At 69.0% G+C, this 17,896-nt stretch carries 17 protein-coding genes; 2 read left to right on the top strand and 15 right to left on the bottom strand.

Going from position 1 to position 17,896, the window contains the following annotated elements; translation table 11 throughout:
• The first annotated feature begins 17 nt into the window (after window positions 1–17).
• Together A5733_RS20670 and A5733_RS20675 are read left to right on the top strand one after the other, a co-directional pair.
• Window positions 18–740: a type 1 glutamine amidotransferase gene (locus A5733_RS20670; protein ID WP_076241495.1), complete on the top strand. Its 723-nt coding sequence runs from the start codon at window positions 18–20 to the stop codon at window positions 738–740.
• A gap of 45 nt (window positions 741–785) precedes the next feature.
• Window positions 786–1,466 carry a phosphoribosyltransferase gene (locus tag A5733_RS20675; RefSeq protein ID WP_076241496.1) on the top strand — a complete coding sequence of 227 codons (681 nt, stop codon included), beginning with the start codon at window positions 786–788 and terminating at the stop codon, window positions 1,464–1,466.
• Here the strand turns inward: A5733_RS20675 and A5733_RS20680 are convergent.
• The 15 genes from A5733_RS20680 to A5733_RS20750 all read right to left on the bottom strand — a co-directional run bounded on the left by A5733_RS20680 (window position 1,463) and on the right by A5733_RS20750 (window position 17,892).
• Window positions 1,463–1,861 (bottom strand): hypothetical protein, encoded by a 399-nt coding sequence (locus tag A5733_RS20680; protein WP_076241497.1) that lies wholly within the window; start codon window positions 1,859–1,861, stop codon window positions 1,463–1,465. The two genes, A5733_RS20675 and A5733_RS20680, sit on opposite strands and share 4 nt — an antisense overlap.
• A 72-nt stretch (window positions 1,862–1,933) precedes the next feature.
• A complete protein-coding gene (locus A5733_RS20685) occupies window positions 1,934–2,755 on the bottom strand; it encodes a DivIVA domain-containing protein (protein ID WP_067767783.1) in 822 nt (273 codons plus the stop codon).
• A gap of 216 nt (window positions 2,756–2,971) precedes the next feature.
• Window positions 2,972–3,262: a YggT family protein gene (locus tag A5733_RS20690; protein WP_067767780.1), complete on the bottom strand. Its 291-nt coding sequence runs from the start codon at window positions 3,260–3,262 to the stop codon at window positions 2,972–2,974.
• Window positions 3,263–3,432: 170 nt separating this feature from the next.
• The gene (locus A5733_RS20695; RefSeq protein WP_067767777.1) at window positions 3,433–4,068 is read right to left on the bottom strand and encodes a cell division protein SepF; all 636 of its coding nucleotides are present in this window, start codon (window positions 4,066–4,068) and stop codon (window positions 3,433–3,435) included.
• A complete protein-coding gene (locus tag A5733_RS20700; protein ID WP_076241498.1) occupies window positions 4,065–4,898 on the bottom strand; it encodes a YggS family pyridoxal phosphate-dependent enzyme in 834 nt (277 codons plus the stop codon). Before A5733_RS20700 ends, A5733_RS20695 begins: the two co-directional genes overlap by 4 nt.
• Window positions 4,899–4,943: 45 nt before the next feature.
• Entirely contained in the window at window positions 4,944–5,654 is a 711-nt protein-coding gene (pgeF, locus tag A5733_RS20705; protein ID WP_142254117.1) for a peptidoglycan editing factor PgeF, read from the bottom strand.
• A 34-nt stretch (window positions 5,655–5,688) separates the two neighbouring features.
• A complete protein-coding gene (ftsZ, locus tag A5733_RS20710) occupies window positions 5,689–6,849 on the bottom strand; it encodes a cell division protein FtsZ (protein WP_067767768.1) in 1,161 nt (386 codons plus the stop codon).
• Between the two features lie 208 nt (window positions 6,850–7,057).
• Window positions 7,058–8,029 carry a cell division protein FtsQ/DivIB gene (locus tag A5733_RS20715; protein WP_083666360.1) on the bottom strand — a complete coding sequence of 324 codons (972 nt, stop codon included), beginning with the start codon at window positions 8,027–8,029 and terminating at the stop codon, window positions 7,058–7,060.
• Window positions 8,026–9,444: a UDP-N-acetylmuramate--L-alanine ligase gene (gene murC, locus A5733_RS20720; protein ID WP_369830960.1), complete on the bottom strand. Its 1,419-nt coding sequence runs from the start codon at window positions 9,442–9,444 to the stop codon at window positions 8,026–8,028. Before murC ends, A5733_RS20715 begins: the two co-directional genes overlap by 4 nt.
• A gap of 38 nt (window positions 9,445–9,482) precedes the next feature.
• Window positions 9,483–10,655 (bottom strand): undecaprenyldiphospho-muramoylpentapeptide beta-N-acetylglucosaminyltransferase, encoded by a 1,173-nt coding sequence (gene murG, locus A5733_RS20725; RefSeq protein WP_076241500.1) that lies wholly within the window; start codon window positions 10,653–10,655, stop codon window positions 9,483–9,485.
• The gene (gene ftsW, locus A5733_RS20730) at window positions 10,652–12,289 is read right to left on the bottom strand and encodes a putative lipid II flippase FtsW (RefSeq protein ID WP_076241501.1); all 1,638 of its coding nucleotides are present in this window, start codon (window positions 12,287–12,289) and stop codon (window positions 10,652–10,654) included. The genes murG and ftsW overlap by 4 nt, the downstream gene beginning before the upstream one ends.
• Window positions 12,290–12,295: 6 nt before the next feature.
• Entirely contained in the window at window positions 12,296–13,777 is a 1,482-nt protein-coding gene (gene murD, locus A5733_RS20735) for a UDP-N-acetylmuramoyl-L-alanine--D-glutamate ligase (RefSeq protein WP_076241502.1), read from the bottom strand.
• Window positions 13,764–14,843, bottom strand: a complete 1,080-nt coding sequence (gene mraY, locus A5733_RS20740) for a phospho-N-acetylmuramoyl-pentapeptide-transferase (protein ID WP_067767752.1) — start codon at window positions 14,841–14,843, stop codon at window positions 13,764–13,766. Before mraY ends, murD begins: the two co-directional genes overlap by 14 nt.
• Window positions 14,840–16,354 (bottom strand): UDP-N-acetylmuramoyl-tripeptide--D-alanyl-D-alanine ligase, encoded by a 1,515-nt coding sequence (gene murF / locus A5733_RS20745; protein ID WP_076241503.1) that lies wholly within the window; start codon window positions 16,352–16,354, stop codon window positions 14,840–14,842. The genes mraY and murF overlap by 4 nt, the downstream gene beginning before the upstream one ends.
• Entirely contained in the window at window positions 16,351–17,892 is a 1,542-nt protein-coding gene (locus A5733_RS20750; protein WP_076241504.1) for a UDP-N-acetylmuramoyl-L-alanyl-D-glutamate--2,6-diaminopimelate ligase, read from the bottom strand. The genes murF and A5733_RS20750 overlap by 4 nt, the downstream gene beginning before the upstream one ends.
• Window positions 17,893–17,896: the final 4 nt, after the last annotated feature.

Consider the following 17,896-nt stretch of genomic DNA (forward strand, 5'->3'; position numbering starts at 1 on the left):
CCGAGATAATTGGCGTCGTGACACCGAGGGTGCTGTTTCTGCGCAACGACCACACGGCCACCGAAGCCCTGCTGGAACAGGTCTTCACCGAGTACGGATTCGTCATCGACACGTTCGATGTCGTCCCCGCCGACCGGGAGGACGACCCGGCCGGACAGGTGCCCTTCCCGGACCCGACGGGCTATGACGTGATCGTGCCGTTGGGCGCCCGCTGGCCGGTCTACGACGCGGCACTGCGTGACAGCTGGGTCGGCGCCGAGATGGCCATGATCCGTCGGGCCGTCGACGCCGGTGTCGGCGTGCTCGGCGTGTGCTTCGGCGGTCAACTCGTCGCGCAGGCCTTCGGCGGGTCGGTCAGCCGATCCCCGGCACCCGAGATCGGCTGGTACGACGTGGTGAGCGACGACGAGCGTGTGGTTCCCGGTGGGTTGTGGTTCCAGTGGCATTTCGACCGCTGGACTCTTCCCCCGGGCGCGACGGAGATCGCCCGGACCCCCAACGCGTCACAGGCGTTCATCCTGGGTACGGCGCTGGCCCTGCAGTTCCACCCCGAGCTCGATTCGGAGCTGCTGGAAACCTGGTTGGCCGACGACCGCGACGGCGCGGCCGCCGGACTGGGCCGCACCCATGATGAATTACGTTTGCAGACAAAAGAACTCACCGACGATGCGGTTGCACGGTTACGCCGGCTGGTGCACGGCTTCCTGGGCCGGGTGGTCCGGTCCGCGCCATCGACGTAGGCTGGCGTCAGCCGGCCGAGTTCCTCACCGCCGGCCGTTGAGCCGATGAACGCCTGGAGCCTGCGCACCAACGCCGATCGCGTCTATCAGGACCGCCGCGAGGCGGGCCGGGTCCTGGCCGAGCAGTTGGCGTCCTATCGCGACCGGTCCGATGTCCTTGTCCTGGGATTGGCCCGGGGCGGGGTTCCGATCGCCTGGGAGGTCGCCTCTTATCTGCACGCTCCCCTCGACGTCTTCGTGGTGCGCAAGCTCGGCGTGCCGCAATGGCAGGAACTGGCCATGGGCGCGGTGGCGTCCGGCGGCGGACTGGTGATCAACCAGGGCCTGGTGGAGCGCCTGGGCATCGACGACGACACCATCGTCGAGACGATCCAGCACGAGAACGCCGAGGTCGAGCGCCGGGAGGAGGCTTACCGCCAGGGTCGTCCGGCGCCCGAGGTCACCAATCGGACGGTGATCCTCGTCGACGACGGCATCGCGACCGGGGCCACGATGCTGGCCGCGGTCCGGGCCGTGCGGGCGGCCCGGCGAGTCGTGGTCGCGGTACCAGTGGGGCCGCGGGCGGTCTGCGCGGAACTGCGCGATGAGGCCGACGAGGTGATCTGCGCCAGCACCCCGCCTCGGTTCGAAGCGGTGGGTCAGGTGTTCGCCGACTTTCACCAGGTCAGCGACGAGGAGGTCAACCGGCTTCTGGAAGAGCCGACGACGAGGTCTGCGGAAGGTTAGTTCTTGTGCTTCTCGGCCGAGCCGTCAGGCTCGACGTCGGTGTCCACGTCCGTGGCATCGGACTCACCGACGGCATCGGACTCGATCGCGACATCCGATTCCGGTTCAGCGAGTGGTTCCTCGGGATAGTCGATCGGCTCTTGGCCCTGCGGGGGCTCCTGGACCGCTTCGAACGACTCGGTGATCTCGCCCGCATCCGCCTCATCGGCTGATGCGGTGTCGTCGTCAGCTTTGGCGCCGCGCGAGCGTTCCCGCACGGCGTCGACGATCAGCAGCAACACGCCTATCACGCTGGCACCGATACAGACCCAGGCGATCAACTCATTGCTGGTGACCACCGCGGTCACCAGCGCGGCCAGGCCGATGACGGCAAGCACGAGCGCAATGATCAACATCGTTCAACCCTAAGGTGTGGTGGCCCCGAGATCGGGCCGGTTCACGACTGTGTCGAGAAGCCAGACGGACGGTCAGTTGTTGCCGCGGTTGAACTGGCTGAATCCTCCGGCGGAGTCGTTGTTGGCACTGGAATCCACCGGTGCGGCCGAACCGCGCTGGCCCAGCTCCTCGAGCTGCGACTCCAGGTAGGTCTTCAGGCGGGTCCGGTATTCACGCTCGAACGTGCGCAGCTGCTCCAGGCGGCCCTCCAGGACCGTGCGCTGCTGATTGATCGTGCCCATGATCTCGGAGTGCTTGCGCTCGGCGTCGGCCTGCAGCGCGTCGGCCTTCTCCTGGGCCTGACGCAGCTGGGTCTCGGACCGGGTCTGCGCATCGGCCAGCATCGCGTCGGCGCGCTGACGGGCCTCCGAGACCGTGGTCTCGGCGGTCTTGCGGGCATCGCTGACCATGGCGTCGGCCTGGGCGCGGGCATCCGAGAGCAGCTTCTCCGACTCGGCCTTCGCCGTGGAGGTCAGGCGATCGGCGGTGTCCTGAGCCAGGCTGAGCACGCGGGCGGCACGCACGGCGGTGTCCTCGCTCGGCGCCGCGGCGGGGGCGGCCGGTGCCGGCGGGGCCTCGTACACCGGCTGGGGCGCCGGAGTGGGCTCGGGCTCGGGCTCGTAGACCGGGATGGACTGGCTGGACGCAGCGCCGCCACCGGCACGCGCCGAGGCCAGCTCGGAATCGAGCTCGGACACCCGCTGCCGAAGATCGGCGTTCTCCTCGATGAGCCGAGTCAGTTCGTTCTCAACCAGATCGAGAAAGGCATCGACCTCGTCCTCGTTGTAGCCACGTTTGCCGATGGGCGGCTTGCTGAACGCGACGTTATGGACGTCCGCTGGTGTGAGCGGCATTGTCTGCCCCCTTGAAGTCTTGGACTGTCAACCGATCTAAAAGTGTAAAGCCTTGCTTGAACGCAACTGGCGTCCATCCTGTCACACCAGACCCGGCGGTTGCAGTGGAGGCCTATTTTTAAGAACGAATTTCAATCTTCTTACGCATTTGCGGCGCGTCCGGCAAACGCCCGGAGCTGCTCGAATCGAGAGCGCACGCAGCGGATCTACTCACATCTACATGGCCGCGTTGAACGCCAGCTGCATGCCGATGAACGCCGCGAGCAGCAGCACCATGATCGACAGATCGAAGCGGACCGCGCCTATCGTGAGCTGGGGAATGAGCCGCCGCAGGAGTTTCACGGGCGGGTCGGTGACGGTCATGATCAGCTCCAGCACCACGACGGTCAGACCCCTGGGGTGCCAGTCACGGCTGAACGATCGGATGAACTCGACGACGACGCGTGCGATGAGCAGCAGCCAAAAGATGAACAGCGCGAAACCGAGGATTTCGAAAAACAGCGACAACTGAGCCGACCTCACTACAGCAGGATGTGTGACATTGGATACAGGTCGCCGTAGGCCGGACACATCTCACACAGACGACGTGGTCAACCGGTAGTGCGACGCCGCCAGCCTACCCGGGCCCGGTGGGCCGATCGGGCACGCGGCGGCGTCGACGCGACGTATGTCGGGGCCTACTGATAGGAGTAGAAACCGGCCTCGGCGATCCGGCGGCGCTCCTCGGCGCTGACGTCGACGTCGGCCGGCGACAACAGGAAGACCTTGGTGGCCACCTTGTCGAACGAGCCACGCAGGGCGAACGCCAGGCCGGCGGCGAAGTCGACCAGGCGCTTGGCGTCGGCGTTGTCCATCGAGACCAGGTCCATGATCACCGGGGTGCCGTCACGGAACCGCTCACCGATGGTGCGGGCCTCGCTGTAGTCCTTGGGCCGCAACGTAGTGATCTTCGACAACGGGCTGCCCGCCTCGAAGAGCTCGGCCATCCGACGCGGGTCCATTGCCAGCGCACCACGGGTGCTGCCGCGCAGCGCGCCCAAACGCGGTGCCGCCCGGTCAAATTCACGGGGCCCGCGCATCCGCGGCTCGAACCGCTGCTCGTCGGCGAAACCGCCGGCATAGCCACCGCGGTAGGCCGGGCCGTCGTCGTACTCGGGACCCTCGTAGCCGTAGCTGTCCTCTTCGAACCGCTCGTCACGGGGACGCCGGGCGTAGCTGCGGGGCGCGCGCTCGTCGTCCTCGTAGTACTCGTCGTCGTAGTCCTCCATCGGCGCCATGCCGAAGTAGGCCTTGACCTTGTGCAGTGTGCTCATCTCGGCGACCCTTCTGCTGACCGTGGGGGTGGTGATGTCTGTGATGAAGATGTGACTGGTGTGACTACTGCGGGTGACGTTAGCGGGCGTTGCCCCAGGATCGCGGTTCCGACACGCACACACGTCGATCCATGTTTGACGGCGATGTCGAGGTCTCCGGACATCCCGGCCGACAGTTCCAGCCGGTGCTGGTAGTCGCGCTGCACCCGGTCCCGCTCGGCGGCCAGCCGGGAAAAAGCGTCGTCCGGGTCGGACTCCAGCGGCGGGACGCCCATCAACCCGATGAACTCCAGACCCGTGGCGGCGTTCGCTGAGCCGCAGATCTCGTCAACCAGCGCCCCGTCGTTCACATCGACGCCGCCGCGTGCGGTGTCCCCGTCGAGACTGATCTGGATGTAGACCCGCAACGGCGCGCTCCGCGTGCCGGCCGACAGCGCCTCGCTCGCCGCCCGGTCCAGTGCGGTCAACAGACGCATGCTGTCCACCGAGTGCGCGGTATGCGCCCACCCCGCGACGGCCCGCGCCTTGTTCCTCTGGATGCGCCCCACCATGTGCCAGCGAATCGGCGCCTCCGGCAATTTCTCGCGAACCTCCGCGACTTTATTGGCGGCCTCTTGTTCGCGGGATTCACCAAATGCCAGGCACCCTAATTGGTTCAGAATAATGACATCGGAGGCCGGAAAGTATTTTGTAATCGGCAGTAATTCGATGTCATTGACATTTCGTCCGGCCGATTCTGCCGCCCGCGCCAAACGTGCCCGCGCCGCACCGAGCGCGGCGGTCAATTCGGCCGTCCGGTCGGCATCACGCCCGCGCTGCACGGTGCTCATCTCAGGCTCACTCGCGATCCACTCGGCTTTCTTTCTGTGATCGGTTCATCGGCTCGGCTCCATCCACACGACACTCGCCAGCCGTCCGGTCGGCGCGTCACGGCGATGGCTGAACAGCGCCCGGTCGGCGACCGTGCACCTCGGGTCGACGTCGATCGCGGTGACGCCCAAACCCGTTAGCTGCCGGGCGATTCCGGCCCGCAGATCCAACCCGGGCGTACCGCGGGAGGTGGTGGTGCGCGACCCGGGCAGCGCCGCCTCGACATCGGCGGCCATCGATTCGGGCACCTCGTAGTTGGCGCCGCTGACCGCGGGCCCGAGCAGCACCGAGATATCCCCGACATGTGCGCCGGCGGCCACCATGGCCTCGACCGTCCGCGCGACGATGCCTTTTTGTGCACCCACCCGTCCGGCATGAACGGCGGCCACCACGCCGGCCCGGGCATCGCCCATTAATACCGGCACACAATCAGCGGTCACCACCACCAAAGCCAAACCCGGCCGCGACGTCACCAATGCATCGGTATTTTCGACCGCGCCCCGGTGCGGACCGTCCACCGTGACGACGTGATCACTGTGCACCTGATTCATCCACACCAGCGCATCGGCACCCACAGCGGCGGCCAGCCGACGACGGTTCTGGGCCACGGCGGCCGGATCGTCACCGACGTGATCGCCAAGGTTGAACGAATCGAACGGGGGCGCCGAGACACCGCCGGCCCGGGTGGTGGTCACCCGGCGAATACGCACACTCACGATCCCAGTATCCGAACCGCCCGTGAAGCCCGAGTCAGTGCCGCATGAACGGCGGCACGTCGACATCGTCGTCGGAGATCCCGCCGTCTCCGTCCCCGCCGACACTGACGGTGGCGCCATTGGTGTGCGCCGGCACGCTCGCCGCGTCCGTCGGCTCGAACAGCGACGTCGTCACCTTGCCCGCCCGCGCCGTGGCGATCGGCTGGGTCTGCGCCGCGCTCGGGCTGACCACCGGCTTACGGCTCGGCCCCGCACTGTCGAATCCGGCGGCGATGACCGTGACCCGCACCTCGTCACCCAGCGAGTCGTCGATCACGGTGCCGAAGATGATGTTGGCCTCGGGGTGCGCCGCGTCCTGCACGAGCGAGGCGGCCTCGTTGATCTCGAACAGACCCAGATCACTACCGCCGGCCACCGACAGCAGCACACCCTGGGCACCCTCCATTGAGGCTTCCAGCAGCGGCGAGTTGATCGCGATCTCGGCGGCCTTGAGTGCCCGGCCGTCACCGCGCGCCGAGCCGATGCCCATCAACGCGGTACCCGCCCCGCTCATCACGCCTTTGACGTCGGCGAAGTCGACGTTGATCAACCCGGGCGTGGTGATCAGATCGGTGATGCCCTGAACACCGTTGAGCAGCACCTCGTCGGCGCTGCGGAAGGCGTCCATCAACGACACTGCGGCGTCACCCATCTGCAGCAGCCGGTCGTTGGGGATGACGATGAGGGTGTCGCAGCTCTCGCGCAAGGTCTGGATGCCGTTCTCGGCCTGGTTGCTTCGGCGCTTGCCCTCGAACGAGAACGGCCGCGTCACCACGCCGACGGTGAGTGCACCGAGCTTGCGGGCGATCGACGCCACCACCGGCGCGCCGCCGGTTCCGGTGCCGCCGCCCTCACCGGCGGTGACGAACACCATGTCGGCGCCGCGCAGCAGCTCTTCGATGTCGTCCTTGGCGTCCTCGGCTGCCTTGCGGCCGACCTCGGGATCCGCCCCGGCACCGAGGCCACGGGTGGAGTCACGCCCGACATCGAGCTTGACGTCGGCGTCACTCATCAGCAGTGCCTGTGCGTCGGTGTTGATCGCGATGAACTCGACGCCCTTGAGGCCCTGTTCGATCATTCGGTTGACGGCGTTGACACCGCCGCCGCCGATACCAACCACCTTGATTACCGCGAGGTAGTTATGCGGGGGGGTCATCGTGGTCTTCCTCCCAAGTCGGGTGTTCACAGTGCTTCTGACGCCGAATCCTCCCGAGCAAACCCTCAACCTCAACCATAGGCTTAGAGTTATGTCAAGTAGTTCCGCGCAAACAGAACGGTAGGGGGCCAACGGCGCCGATCGTGGCAGGCGCGCCGACGCGCGTGCGGCAATTTCTGCCGAAGACCCGAATCTCTTCGCGGGCGGTCTACTTCACCGTGGGCAGATCCGGGCTCGAGACGTCGTAGGTGTGGCCCGGCTGGGTCAACAGGGCGGCCAACTTCAGCGCCTTTTCCTCGGTCCGGTCGTTGGTCCCCCACACCACGACTCGGCCATCGGTGAGCGTCAACGCGATCGAGGCCACCGATGGCGCGGCGATCCGGCCGACCTGGGCGACCACATCCGGCGGCAAGGCCAGCATCACTTCGAGGGCGGCCTTGGTGGCCGGGTCCTTGGGGCCGGGATGGTCGGTATCGAGATACGGCAGTGTGGGCGGAGGCGGCTCGGTGGCGAAGTCGACGCCGTCGCGGTCGAACAGATGCGGCCCGTCCGGATAATCCTTGACCACCACCGGGACCCGCTCGACCACGGTGATCCGCAGGGTCGACGGGTACTCCCGCTGCACCCGTGCGGTGGCGATACGCCGGATGGCGGCGACGCGTTCGGCGACCGCGTCCGTGTCGATCTGCAACAGCGGCGTGCCCGGCGCCACCGCCGCGGCCGCCAACACCTGCTCGGTGGGCACCGCGGCCGCGCCCGTGACCGCCACGGTGCGGGCCGACATCACCGGCGTGAAATACAGCACCAGGCCCAGCGCCACCGCCACCACGCTTGCCAGCGCGGTCCACAGCAGCACCTTGAGACCGCGAACAGTGCTGCGGGCCACCGTGTTCGGCGCATCTGCAGATTGACCGATCCGGCGCTTGGCCTCGCGGCGAGCCTGCTCGATGGCCATCGCGCGGTCCCGCGCGGCACGGCGCTCGGCGCGCTCACGGCGGGCCCGGCGGCGGGGGCCCTCGTAGTCGGGTTCTCCCGCGGGCGGCGAGTCGGAGCCCTCCGCGGGCGGCGAATCGGGGTCGGCCGCGGGCGGTGAATTCGGCCCGGCCGCGGGCGGCGGGGTGTCCGCCTCGCCGGGAACCTCGGTCACCTCGTCGGGACCGCCGGGACCCGCCTCGGTCACGGCGACTCCGAGGACGAACGGCCCGGGGCGCTGCGGTTGGCCTTGATTCCGAGCTCGGTCAGGATCTCCTGGCCGAGCATCGTGACATCGCCGGCGCCCATGGTGAGCACCACATCCCCGGAGCGGGCCGCAGCTGCCACCGTCGCTGCCACCGCCGAGAAATCGGGCACGTAGGTGACTGCCGAGGTGACATGTTCGGCGACCGTGGCGCCACTGATCCCGGGCAGCGGCTGCTCGCGCGCACCGTAGACGTCAAGGACGAAGACCTCGTCGGCGGCACTGAGTGCGGCGCCGAATTCGGTCGCGAAAGTCGCGGTGCGCGAGTACAAGTGGGGCTGGAACGCGACGAGGACCCGGCCACCGGTCTGGGCCACGACGGAGCGAGCGGCCTCCAGCGTGGCCCGCACCTCGGTGGGATGGTGCGCGTAGTCATCGAACACCCGAACCCCGGCCGTCGAACCCACCAGCTCGAAACGCCGTCGCACGCCCTCGAATTCGGCCAGCCCGTCGAGCACGGTTTCCGCCGACGCGCCCACCTCGATGGCGGCCAGCAACGCCGCCAGCGCATTGAGCGCCATGTGCCGGCCCGGTACCGCCAGGCGGATCGCCCGCGGATGCGGCTCACCGGCGAGTTGGATATGGGCCACCGCACCGGTCCCCTGTTGCTCCCAATTCAGCAGAGTGCCCGCCAGGTCATCGGCCGGGGAGCTGCCGTAGCGCAAGACCCGGATTCCCAGTGCCGCAGTATGTTCGGCGAGAGTCGCAGATCCCGGATCGTCGGTACACACCACCAGCGCACCACCGGGTGCGATGCGGTCGACGAAGGCGGAGAAGACCTCTGTGTAGGCCTGCTCGCTACCGAAGAAGTCCAGATGGTCAGCCTCGATGTTGGTGACCACCGCGACATTCGGGGTGTACTCCAGCAGCGAGCCGTCGCTCTCGTCGGCCTCGGCGACAAAGCACGTCCCACTGCCGTGGTGGGCATTGGTCCCCGCCTCACCCAACTCCCCGCCGACGGCGAACGACGGATCGAAACCGCTGTGCTGCAACGCCACGATGAGCATCGACGTGGTGGTGGTCTTGCCGTGGGTTCCGGTCACCATCACCGTGGTGTAGCCGGCCATCAGTTTGGCCAGCACCACCGGCCGCAGGATCACCGGGATTCCCCGACGCCGAGCCTCGACCAGTTCCGGATTCGTCTTGGGGATCGCCGCGTGGGTGGTGACCACAGCGGTCGGCCCACCCGGCAACAGATCCAGTGACGCCGCGTCATGGCCGATCCGGATCTCGGCACCGCGGGCCCGCAACGCGACCACGCCGCGTGACTCCTTGGCGTCCGATCCCGAGACCAGCCCGCCACGGTCCAGCAGGATGCGGGCCACACCCGACATCCCGGCTCCTCCGATCCCGACCATGTGCACCCGCTCCAACTCGGCCGGAAGTGAATTACCGTTCACCGCAGCTTCTTTCGTTGGTCACGGACGACATCGAGGGCAACCTGCGCTACCTGCCGGGCCGCATCGGGATGGCCGGACAGCGACGCGGCTGCCGTCATCGCGGCCAAGCGCGCGTCATCGGTCATCAATGCCGCGACGGTATCGGCCACGAACTCACCGGTGAGATCGGCGTCGTCGACGATGACGCCGCCGCCGGCCGACACCACCGGCAACGCATTGAACCGCTGCTCACCGTTGCCGATCGGCAGCGGGACGTACACCGCGGGCAGACCCACGGCGGTCACCTCGGCCACGGTCATCGCCCCGGAGCGGCAGATCGCGAGATCCGCTGCGGCATAGGCCAGATCCATCCGGTCCAGGTAGGGCACCGCGACGTAGGGGGGCGCGCCCGCGTCGGCGGCCGGAAGCTCCAGGGTGTTCTTGGGCCCATGGGCGTGCAGAACCGAAACACCCGCAGCCGCAAGGGCCCCGGCCGCCGAGGACACCGCGCGGTTGATCGACTGTGCCCCCTGGGAGCCACCGAACACCAACAGCACCTTGGCATCCGGGGCAAATCCGAAGAATGCCCGCGCTTCGGCCCGCAGCGCCGCACGGTCCAGCGAGGTGATCGCGGCGCGCACCGGCACCCCGACGACCTCGACCTTGCGCAACCCCGGCTCGGGGACCGCCGAGAGCACCCGGCGCGCCGAGATGGCACCGACCCGGTTGGCCAGCCCCGCGCTGGCGTTCGCCTCATGGACCACCACCGGAACGGCACGGCGACGCCCGCGCAGGCCGAAGCCGCCGCGCGCGGCGAGATAGGCCGGCAGCGCCACGTACCCGCCGAAGCCGATCACCACGTCGGCTTCAACGCCGGCGAGCACCGAGCGGGTCTCGCGGATCGCGGTACGCACCCGCAGCGGCAACCGCACCAGATCGCCCGACGGCTTGCGCGGCAGCGGGACCGGGGTGATCAACTCCAGGTCATACCCGCGCTGCGGCACCAGCCGGGTCTCCAGGCCCCGGGCCGTGCCGAGGGCGGTGATACGCACCTGCGGGTCGAGCTCCCGCAGCGCGTCGGCCACCGCCATCGCCGGCTCGACGTGACCCGCCGTCCCGCCACCGGCGAGAACGACTGATATCCCCCGGTCACTTCGCTCCTGCCCCCGAGGATCAGAAATCCGGCTCACCCGTAACGCTGACCTTCCAAAGTCCGGGTCCGTCGACCCTGTTTCCGCTGGCCTGCACCATATCGGACCGACGACCTGCCGGTTCCGGCCGGCTGCTGGACGCGGGCCCGTCCGGACCGCCCGCCGCGACCGTCCGCGCCTTGCGGGGCGCGGCGCCGGGCCGCGGGTTGTCTGGCCGAGCCTTGCTTGCCGGCCTGCTTGGTTGCTTGTTTGGCGGTCTTTTTCGGGGCCGGTTTGGTGCCAGCCTTGCCCGGGCTGCGGGTGGGCGCCTTGCGGCGGTCGTGCAGGCGGTTGCGGGCCACCTCCAACCGGGTGGGGACGTAGGGTTCGGGGAGCGGAAGCCGCAGCAGCCGGTTCATCCGATCGTCGCTCCCGGCCCGCAACGCGGCCACCGCCTCAGGCTCGTGCCGAGCCGCGTTGGTGATCAAACCCATCATCAAAAGCGTTGTGGCCTGGGATGACCCGCCGGCCGAGATCAGCGGCAGCTGCAGCCCGGTCACCGGCAACAGCCCCACCACGTAACCGACGTTGATGAACATCTGGCCGACCACCCACAGCGTGGTGGTGGCCGCCAGCAGGCGCAGGAACGGATCGGCCGAACGCCGGGCGATGCGCATCCCGGTGTAGGCGAACAAGCCGAACAGTGCCAGCAGCCCCACCGCACCGATGAAGCCGAGCTCTTCGCCGATGATCGCGAAGATGAAGTCGTTGTGTGCGTTGGGTAGATAGTTCCACTTGGCGGTGCCCTGGCCGAGGCCGTCACCGAAGATGCCGCCGTTGGCCAGCGCGAACCGGGCCTGCCGGGACTGGTAGCCGATGCCTTGGGAATCGGCCGCCGGGTCCAGCCAGGATTGCACCCGGTCAGACCGGTAACCGGCGGAAAGTGCCAGCACGCCGGCCGCGAGGACCGCCGCCAGCAACGACGACAGGAAGACGCGCAGCGGCAGTCCGGCGTACCAGAGCAGGCCCAGCAGGATGATGCTCAGCGACACGGTCTGCCCCAGGTCGGGCTGGGCGACGATCAATGCCAGAGCGATCACCGCGGCGGGGACCAGCGGGATCAGCATCTCGCGCAGTGACGCCCGCTCCATGCGCCGGGCCGCGAGCAGATGTGCACCCCAGATGGCGAACGCGATCTTGGCCAGTTCCGAGGGCTGCATGGAGAAGCCGGCGACGACGAACCAGCCGCGCGACCCGTTGGCCACCTTGCCGATGCCGGGGATGAGCACCAGCACCAGCAGCACGATGGTGAAGGCGAAACCGGGAAAGGCCAGCCGGCGCAGCGTCCGCACCGGGATTCGTAAGGCCAGGTAGAACGCGATCAACCCGACGACGGTCCACATCACCTGCCGGCCGAACACCGCCCACGGCGAGCCGTCGAAATCGTAGGAGTACACCCCCGAGGCCGAGAGCACCATGATCAGACCGAGCGTGGTGAGCAGCGCGGTGACCGCGATGATCAGGTGAAACGAGGTCATCGGTCGACCGAGCCAGACACCGAAGCGCGTGCGTGGCGTCGCGGCGGCCGTGGAGCTGGACTCGGCGGATCCCGCCGCGGCAGCCGCGGCGGCATCGTCGGCCCCGCCGGTCGCGTCACCGCTGCCGCGGCGCAACCGGGCCAGGATGCTGACCACCCTCGTCTACCCGATCGCGGCGCACACGGCCCCGGCGAACGCATCGCCGCGCTGACCGTAGCCGCTGAACTGATCGAAGGACGCGCCTGCCGGGGCCAGCAAAACGGTGTCGCCCGGGGCGGCCAGCCCGCGGGCGGCAGCTACGACCGCCGCCATGACCGCGTCGGAGACCGGCCGGTCACCGACTTCGATCACACGAGTCACATGATCACCAAGGGACTCATTTGTCTCAAGCACCCCAGAATCCTCCCCCGTCACAACCTCGACGACGGGGACATCCGGGGCGTGTCGCGATAACGCATCGGCAACCATGTGCCGGTCGCGGCCGATCAACACCACTCCGACCAGCCGATTCGCCACTGCATGGACCAACTCGTCGACCGATGCGCCTTTCAGCAATCCTCCGGCGATCCAGACCACCCGGTCGAACGCGGTGATCGAGGCCTGTGCGGCATGGGGGTTGGTGGCCTTGGAATCGTCGACGAAACTCACTCCGTCGACCACCCCGACCGGCTCGGCCCGGTGCCTGCCGACCTGAAACGACGCCAAGGCCGACGCGATGGACCGCGGCGACACCCCGACCGCACGGGCCAGCGCCGAGGCGGCCAACGCGTCAAGCACCCCGACGGGCCCCGCCACCGGAATCGTCGCCGAATCCGCCAGCTCGACGTCGTCGCCAAAGGCGCGGTCGACGAGCGTGCCGGTGCGTACCCCGAGCTCCCCCGGCTCGGGCTCCCCCAGCCGAAAGCCGACCCGCACCGGCGCCGCGGCGGCCGGCAACAGTCCCGCCGCCACCGGATCGTCGAGACCGACCACCGCCACCCGTCCGGCCAGTGCCCGGGCTTTGTCGGCGGCGTAGGCCGCCATCGACCCGTGCCAGTCCAGATGATCCTCGGCGACATTGAGCACCACACCGGCCTCCGGCCGCAGAGACGGCGCCCAGTGCAATTGGAAACTGGACAGCTCGACCGCGAGGTGGTCGGCGGGCTGGTCCAGCACGGCCAGCACCGGGTCACCGATGTTGCCGCACAACAAGCTCCGTCGCCCATCGGCCAGCAACATGTCGTGCAGCATCGAGGTCGTGGTGGTCTTGCCGTTGGTGCCGGTGACCACCAACCAGCGCCGCGGCGGTCCGTACCGACCGGCGGCGTCCAGCCGCCAGGCCAGTTCGACGTCGCCCCAGATCGGTACCCCGGCCGACGCGGCGGCGGCCAGCACGGGGGCCGTGGGCGGGAATCCCGGGCTCGTCACCACCAGCGCGTAATCGGCGATGCCGGCGATGGCGCCGGCGGGATCGATGACCGCGGTGCCCTGCTCGGCGTACGACCGCAGGGCCTCGGCATTGTCATCACACAGGGTGGCCGCCACTCCCAGCGGCGCCAGCGCCGCCAGCACGGCCCGGCCCGTCACCCCGGCACCGGTAACCAACACCGGCGCGCCGGGTGTCAGCAGCGACAGCTCACCGGCCGGCACGTCAGGCCCCGACAGCGGTGAGCCACTCGCTGTAGAACAACGCCACGCCCAGGCCGCAGGCGATCGCCGTCAGCAGCCAGAACCGGATGATCACCGTGGTCTCGGCCCAACCCACCAACTCGAAATGGTGATGGAACGGCGCCATCCGGAACACCCGGCGGCCCGTGGTGCGGAACGCCAGGATCTGCACCACCACCGAGGTCACCTCGGCCACGAACAGCGCGCCCAGCACCACCGCCAGGATCTCGGTACGGCTGGTCACCGACAACCCGGCGATGATGCCGCCCAGCGCCAGCGAGCCGGTGTCGCCCATGAAGATCTTGGCCGGTGCGGCATTCCACCACAGGAAGCCGATGCAGGCCCCGGCCGTGGCGGCGGCGATGATCGCCAGGTCCAGCGGGTCGCGCACGTTGTAGCAGCCCAGGCCGGGCGCGGTGGCGCAGGCGTTGCGGTACTGCCAGAACGTGATCAGCACATAGGCCGCGCACACCATCGCCATTGCGCCGGCCGCCAGGCCGTCGAGGCCGTCGGTGAAGTTCACCGCGTTGGACCACGCGCTGACGATCACCACGCAGAACACCACGAACACCCAGGAGGCCAGGGTCACGGTGGCGATCTCGCGGACATAGGACAGATCCGGACTGCCCGGGGTCAGGCCGTCGCCGTTGCGGAACTGCAGGACCAGCACGCCGAACAGCACCGCGGCGGTCAACTGACCGACGGTCTTGGCGGTCTTGTTCAATCCGAGGTTGCGCGAGCGCCGCAGCTTGATCAGATCGTCGACGAATCCGACCAGGCCGAGCATCGTGGCCAGGCCCAGCACCAGCAGCCCCGACGCCGACGGACCCTCTCCGCCCAACGCCACGCCGACCAGGTGGGTCCCCAGATACGCCGCCCAGATGCCGGCCACGATTGCCACCCCGCCCATCGACGGGGTGCCGCGCTTCTTGGCGTGGCTGGCCGGACCGTCCTCCCGGATCTCATGGCCCAGCCCGCGCTTGGTGAACAACCGGATGAGCGCAGGCGTCAGCAGGATCGACACCGTCAGTGCGATGCCGACGGCGATCAGGATGAGCTTCATCGGTCGCCGCCCCCGGCGGTGACCAACGCGTCGGCCAAGGCACCCAAGCCCACCGAGTTGGATGCCTTCACCAGCACCACGTCCCCGGGTTGCAGCTCAGCGCGCAGCAGGGCCAGTGCAGCGTCGGCGTCGTCGACCATCGTGGACTCAGATCCCCACGAACCCTCCATCACCGCGCCGTGGTGCATGGCGTTCATAGTCCTCCCGGTGCCGACGACGATTAATCGAGACACATCTAAGCGCACGGCGAACCGACCGATGGCGTCGTGCTCGGTAATCGTGTCGTCACCGAGTTCGGCCATCTCACCCAGTACCGCCCAACTGCGACGTTTCCCCCCGCCCGCATCTCCGGCAGCCCGGCGGGCCATCCAGGCCAACGCCTTGAGCCCGGCACGCATCGAATCCGGGTTGGCGTTGTAGGCGTCGTTGATCACCGTCACGCCGTCGGCACGGGTGGCGACCTGCATGCGATGCCGCGAGACCGGACCGGCACCCGCCAGCGCCGTGGCCACCTGTTCCAAGCCGGCACCGCACTGCAGCGCGACGGCGGCCGCACACAACGCGTTGCTCACCTGATGGTCACCGTGCACCGCGAGCGTCACCTCGGTCTCGTCCCCGCCGGCGTGCAGCGTGAACCGCGGGCGGGCCAGCTCGTCGAGGGTGACCGGGCCCGCCCAGACGTCGACCTGGGAACCCGGCTCACGCGAGACCCGCACCACCCGGGCCTCGGTCACCTCGGCCATCGCCGCCACCGCGGAGTCGTCCGCGTTGAGAATGACCACGCCGGAGGCTGGAACCGCTTGCGGCAACTCGGCTTTCGTCATGGCAATGGCCTCGCGCGAACCGAACTCGCCGAGATGCGCGGTGCCCACGTTGAGCACCACCGCGATCTGCGGCGGCGCGATGGCCGCCAGCGCGGCGATATTGCCGGGATGCCGGGCCGACATCTCCAGGATCAGGTAGTCGGTCTCGGGCGTGGCCCGCAGCACCGTCCAGGGATGCCCGAGCTCGTTGTTGAACGAGCCCGGCGGCGCGATCACCTCTCCGAGCGGGGCCAGCACCGCGGCCAGCAGATCCTTGGTCGAGGTCTTACCCGAGGATCCCGTCACCCCGATGATCTTCAGCCCACCGGCGACGAGTTCGGCGGCCACCGCCGCAGCCAACTTGGCCAGCGCGGCCAGTACCGCCGCACCGGAGCCATCGGTGTCGAATTCCAAAGCGCCCGAAGCACTGTCGGCTGCTCCGGGGGCAGCTTGCACGACGATGGCCGGGACGCCGACCGGCCGGGCCGCCAGAACTGCCACGGCCCCGGCGGCCACCGCCGCGGCGGCGAAGTCGTGCCCGTCGGAACGCGCCCCGGGCAGCGCCAGGAACAACCCACCGGGGCCGACCGCACGCGAGTCGAACTCCACCGTGCCGGTGACCCGGGTGACCGCCGCCTCTTCAGCGGTGATGTCGACCAGTTCGCCGCCCACGATCTCGGCGATCCTGGCGATGGTCATCTCGATCACGTACCCGTCTCCCCTGTCTTGAGTGCCTCCAACGCCGCCGCGAGCTCGTCGCGATCGTCGAACGGCCGGGTGTGGCCACCGGCGGTCTGCCCACTCTCATGGCCTTTTCCGGCGATCAACACGATGTCACCGGGGCCGGCCCAGGCCACGGCGTACTCGATCGCGGCGCGCCGGTCGGCGACCTCGGCCACCTCGGCGCCCGTCGAGGCTTGCGCGGCCCCGGCCATGATCGCCGCCCGGATCAGTCCCGGATCTTCGTCGCGGGGGTTGTCATCGGTGACGACGACAAGGTCGGCCAGTTCCGCGGCGACCCGCCCCATCGGCCCGCGCTTGCCCGTATCCCGGTTGCCGCCGGCCCCGAACACCACCCCGATGCGGCCCGGCCCCGACGCCCGCAGCGTCTCCAGTACCGCCTGCAGCGCACCCGGCTTGTGCGCGTAGTCCACCAACGCCAGGAACGGCTGCCCCCGGTCGATCGGCTGCAGCCGGCCGGGAACGGTGGCCGTCGCCAGGTCCGCAGCGGCCTGCTCGGGCGACACCCCGGCTCCGGCCAGCAGCGCGATCGCCAGGGCCGCGTTGGCGACGTTGTATCCGCCGGTCAGTCCGATCTGCATCCGGTGCGACGCGCCGGCGGGATCGACGAGGGTGAACTGCTGGGAGCCCACTCCGACGGCCGTGACGTCGCGCACCTGCCAGTCCGCGGACCGGCCCGAGGCGCTGACCGTCACTACCTCCTGCGCCCGGTGGGCCATGGCGGCGCCGGCCTCGTCGTCGACGCAGATCACTGCTGCCGCGGCGTGGTTACGTGACCGGGGGTCGAACAGCCGGGCCTTGGCCTCGAAGTAGTCGGCCATCGTGGGGTGGAAATCCAGGTGGTCGCGCGAGAGGTTGGTGAACCCGCCCAGCGCGAACGCGATGCCGTCGACACGACCCAACGTCAGCGCATGGCTGGACACCTCCATCACCACGGTGTCCACCCCGCTTTCGACCATCACGGCCAACAACGCCTGCAGATCCGGCGCCTCGGGCGTCGTCAGCGAACTCGGCACGTCACGGCCGTCGATCCGCACCCCGACCGTGCCGATCAACCCGGCCACCCGGCCCGCGGCACGCAGACCGGCCTCCACCAGATACGTGGTCGTCGTCTTACCCGACGTTCCGGTCACCCCGATCACGGTCAGCCGCTCCGAGGGCCGGCCGTACACCTCGGCGGCCACGTCACCGAGCACCGAGCGAGGGTCGGCATGGACCAGGATCGGGACGTCGAGCCCGGCGAGTTCGGCCGCGCCGGTCTGATCGGTGAGCACCGCCACCGCGCCGGCGGCGACGGCGTCGGCCGCGTAACGGGCCCCGTGCACCGCCGAGCCCGGCAGTGCGGCGAACAGGTCACCCGGCCGGGCGTCCTGGCCGCGCAGGGTAACTCCCGTCACCCGGAGTTCCGGCGAGAGACTTCCGGCGGCGGAGGTTGCCCTGACCTGTTCGGCGAGCGACACGAGATATTGGCCGGCGGGACGGCTGGGACGCAGCTTCATGGCCATGCCA

Source organism: Mycobacterium sp. NS-7484 (genome assembly GCF_001953975.1).
GTDB lineage: Bacteria > Actinomycetota > Actinomycetes > Mycobacteriales > Mycobacteriaceae > Mycobacterium.

Coding starts and splice junctions, on each gene's coding strand:
- A5733_RS20685 (WP_067767783.1), bottom strand. CDS start 2,755: ATGCCGCTCACACCAGCGGACGTCCATAACGTCGCGTTCAGCAAGCCG.
- A5733_RS20680 (WP_076241497.1), bottom strand. CDS start 1,861: ATGTTGATCATTGCGCTCGTGCTTGCCGTCATCGGCCTGGCCGCGCTG.
- A5733_RS20700 (WP_076241498.1), bottom strand. CDS start 4,898: ATGAGCACCGTGCAGCGCGGGCGTGATGCCGACCGGACGGCCGAATTG.
- murC (WP_369830960.1), bottom strand. CDS start 9,444: ATGGTCGGGATCGGAGGAGCCGGGATGTCGGGTGTGGCCCGCATCCTG.
- mraY (WP_067767752.1), bottom strand. CDS start 14,843: ATGAAGCTCATCCTGATCGCCGTCGGCATCGCACTGACGGTGTCGATC.
- A5733_RS20695 (WP_067767777.1), bottom strand. CDS start 4,068: ATGAGCACACTGCACAAGGTCAAGGCCTACTTCGGCATGGCGCCGATG.
- A5733_RS20750 (WP_076241504.1), bottom strand. CDS start 17,892: ATGGCCATGAAGCTGCGTCCCAGCCGTCCCGCCGGCCAATATCTCGTG.
- ftsZ (WP_067767768.1), bottom strand. CDS start 6,849: ATGACCCCCCCGCATAACTACCTCGCGGTAATCAAGGTGGTTGGTATC.
- A5733_RS20675 (WP_076241496.1), top strand. CDS start 786: ATGAACGCCTGGAGCCTGCGCACCAACGCCGATCGCGTCTATCAGGAC.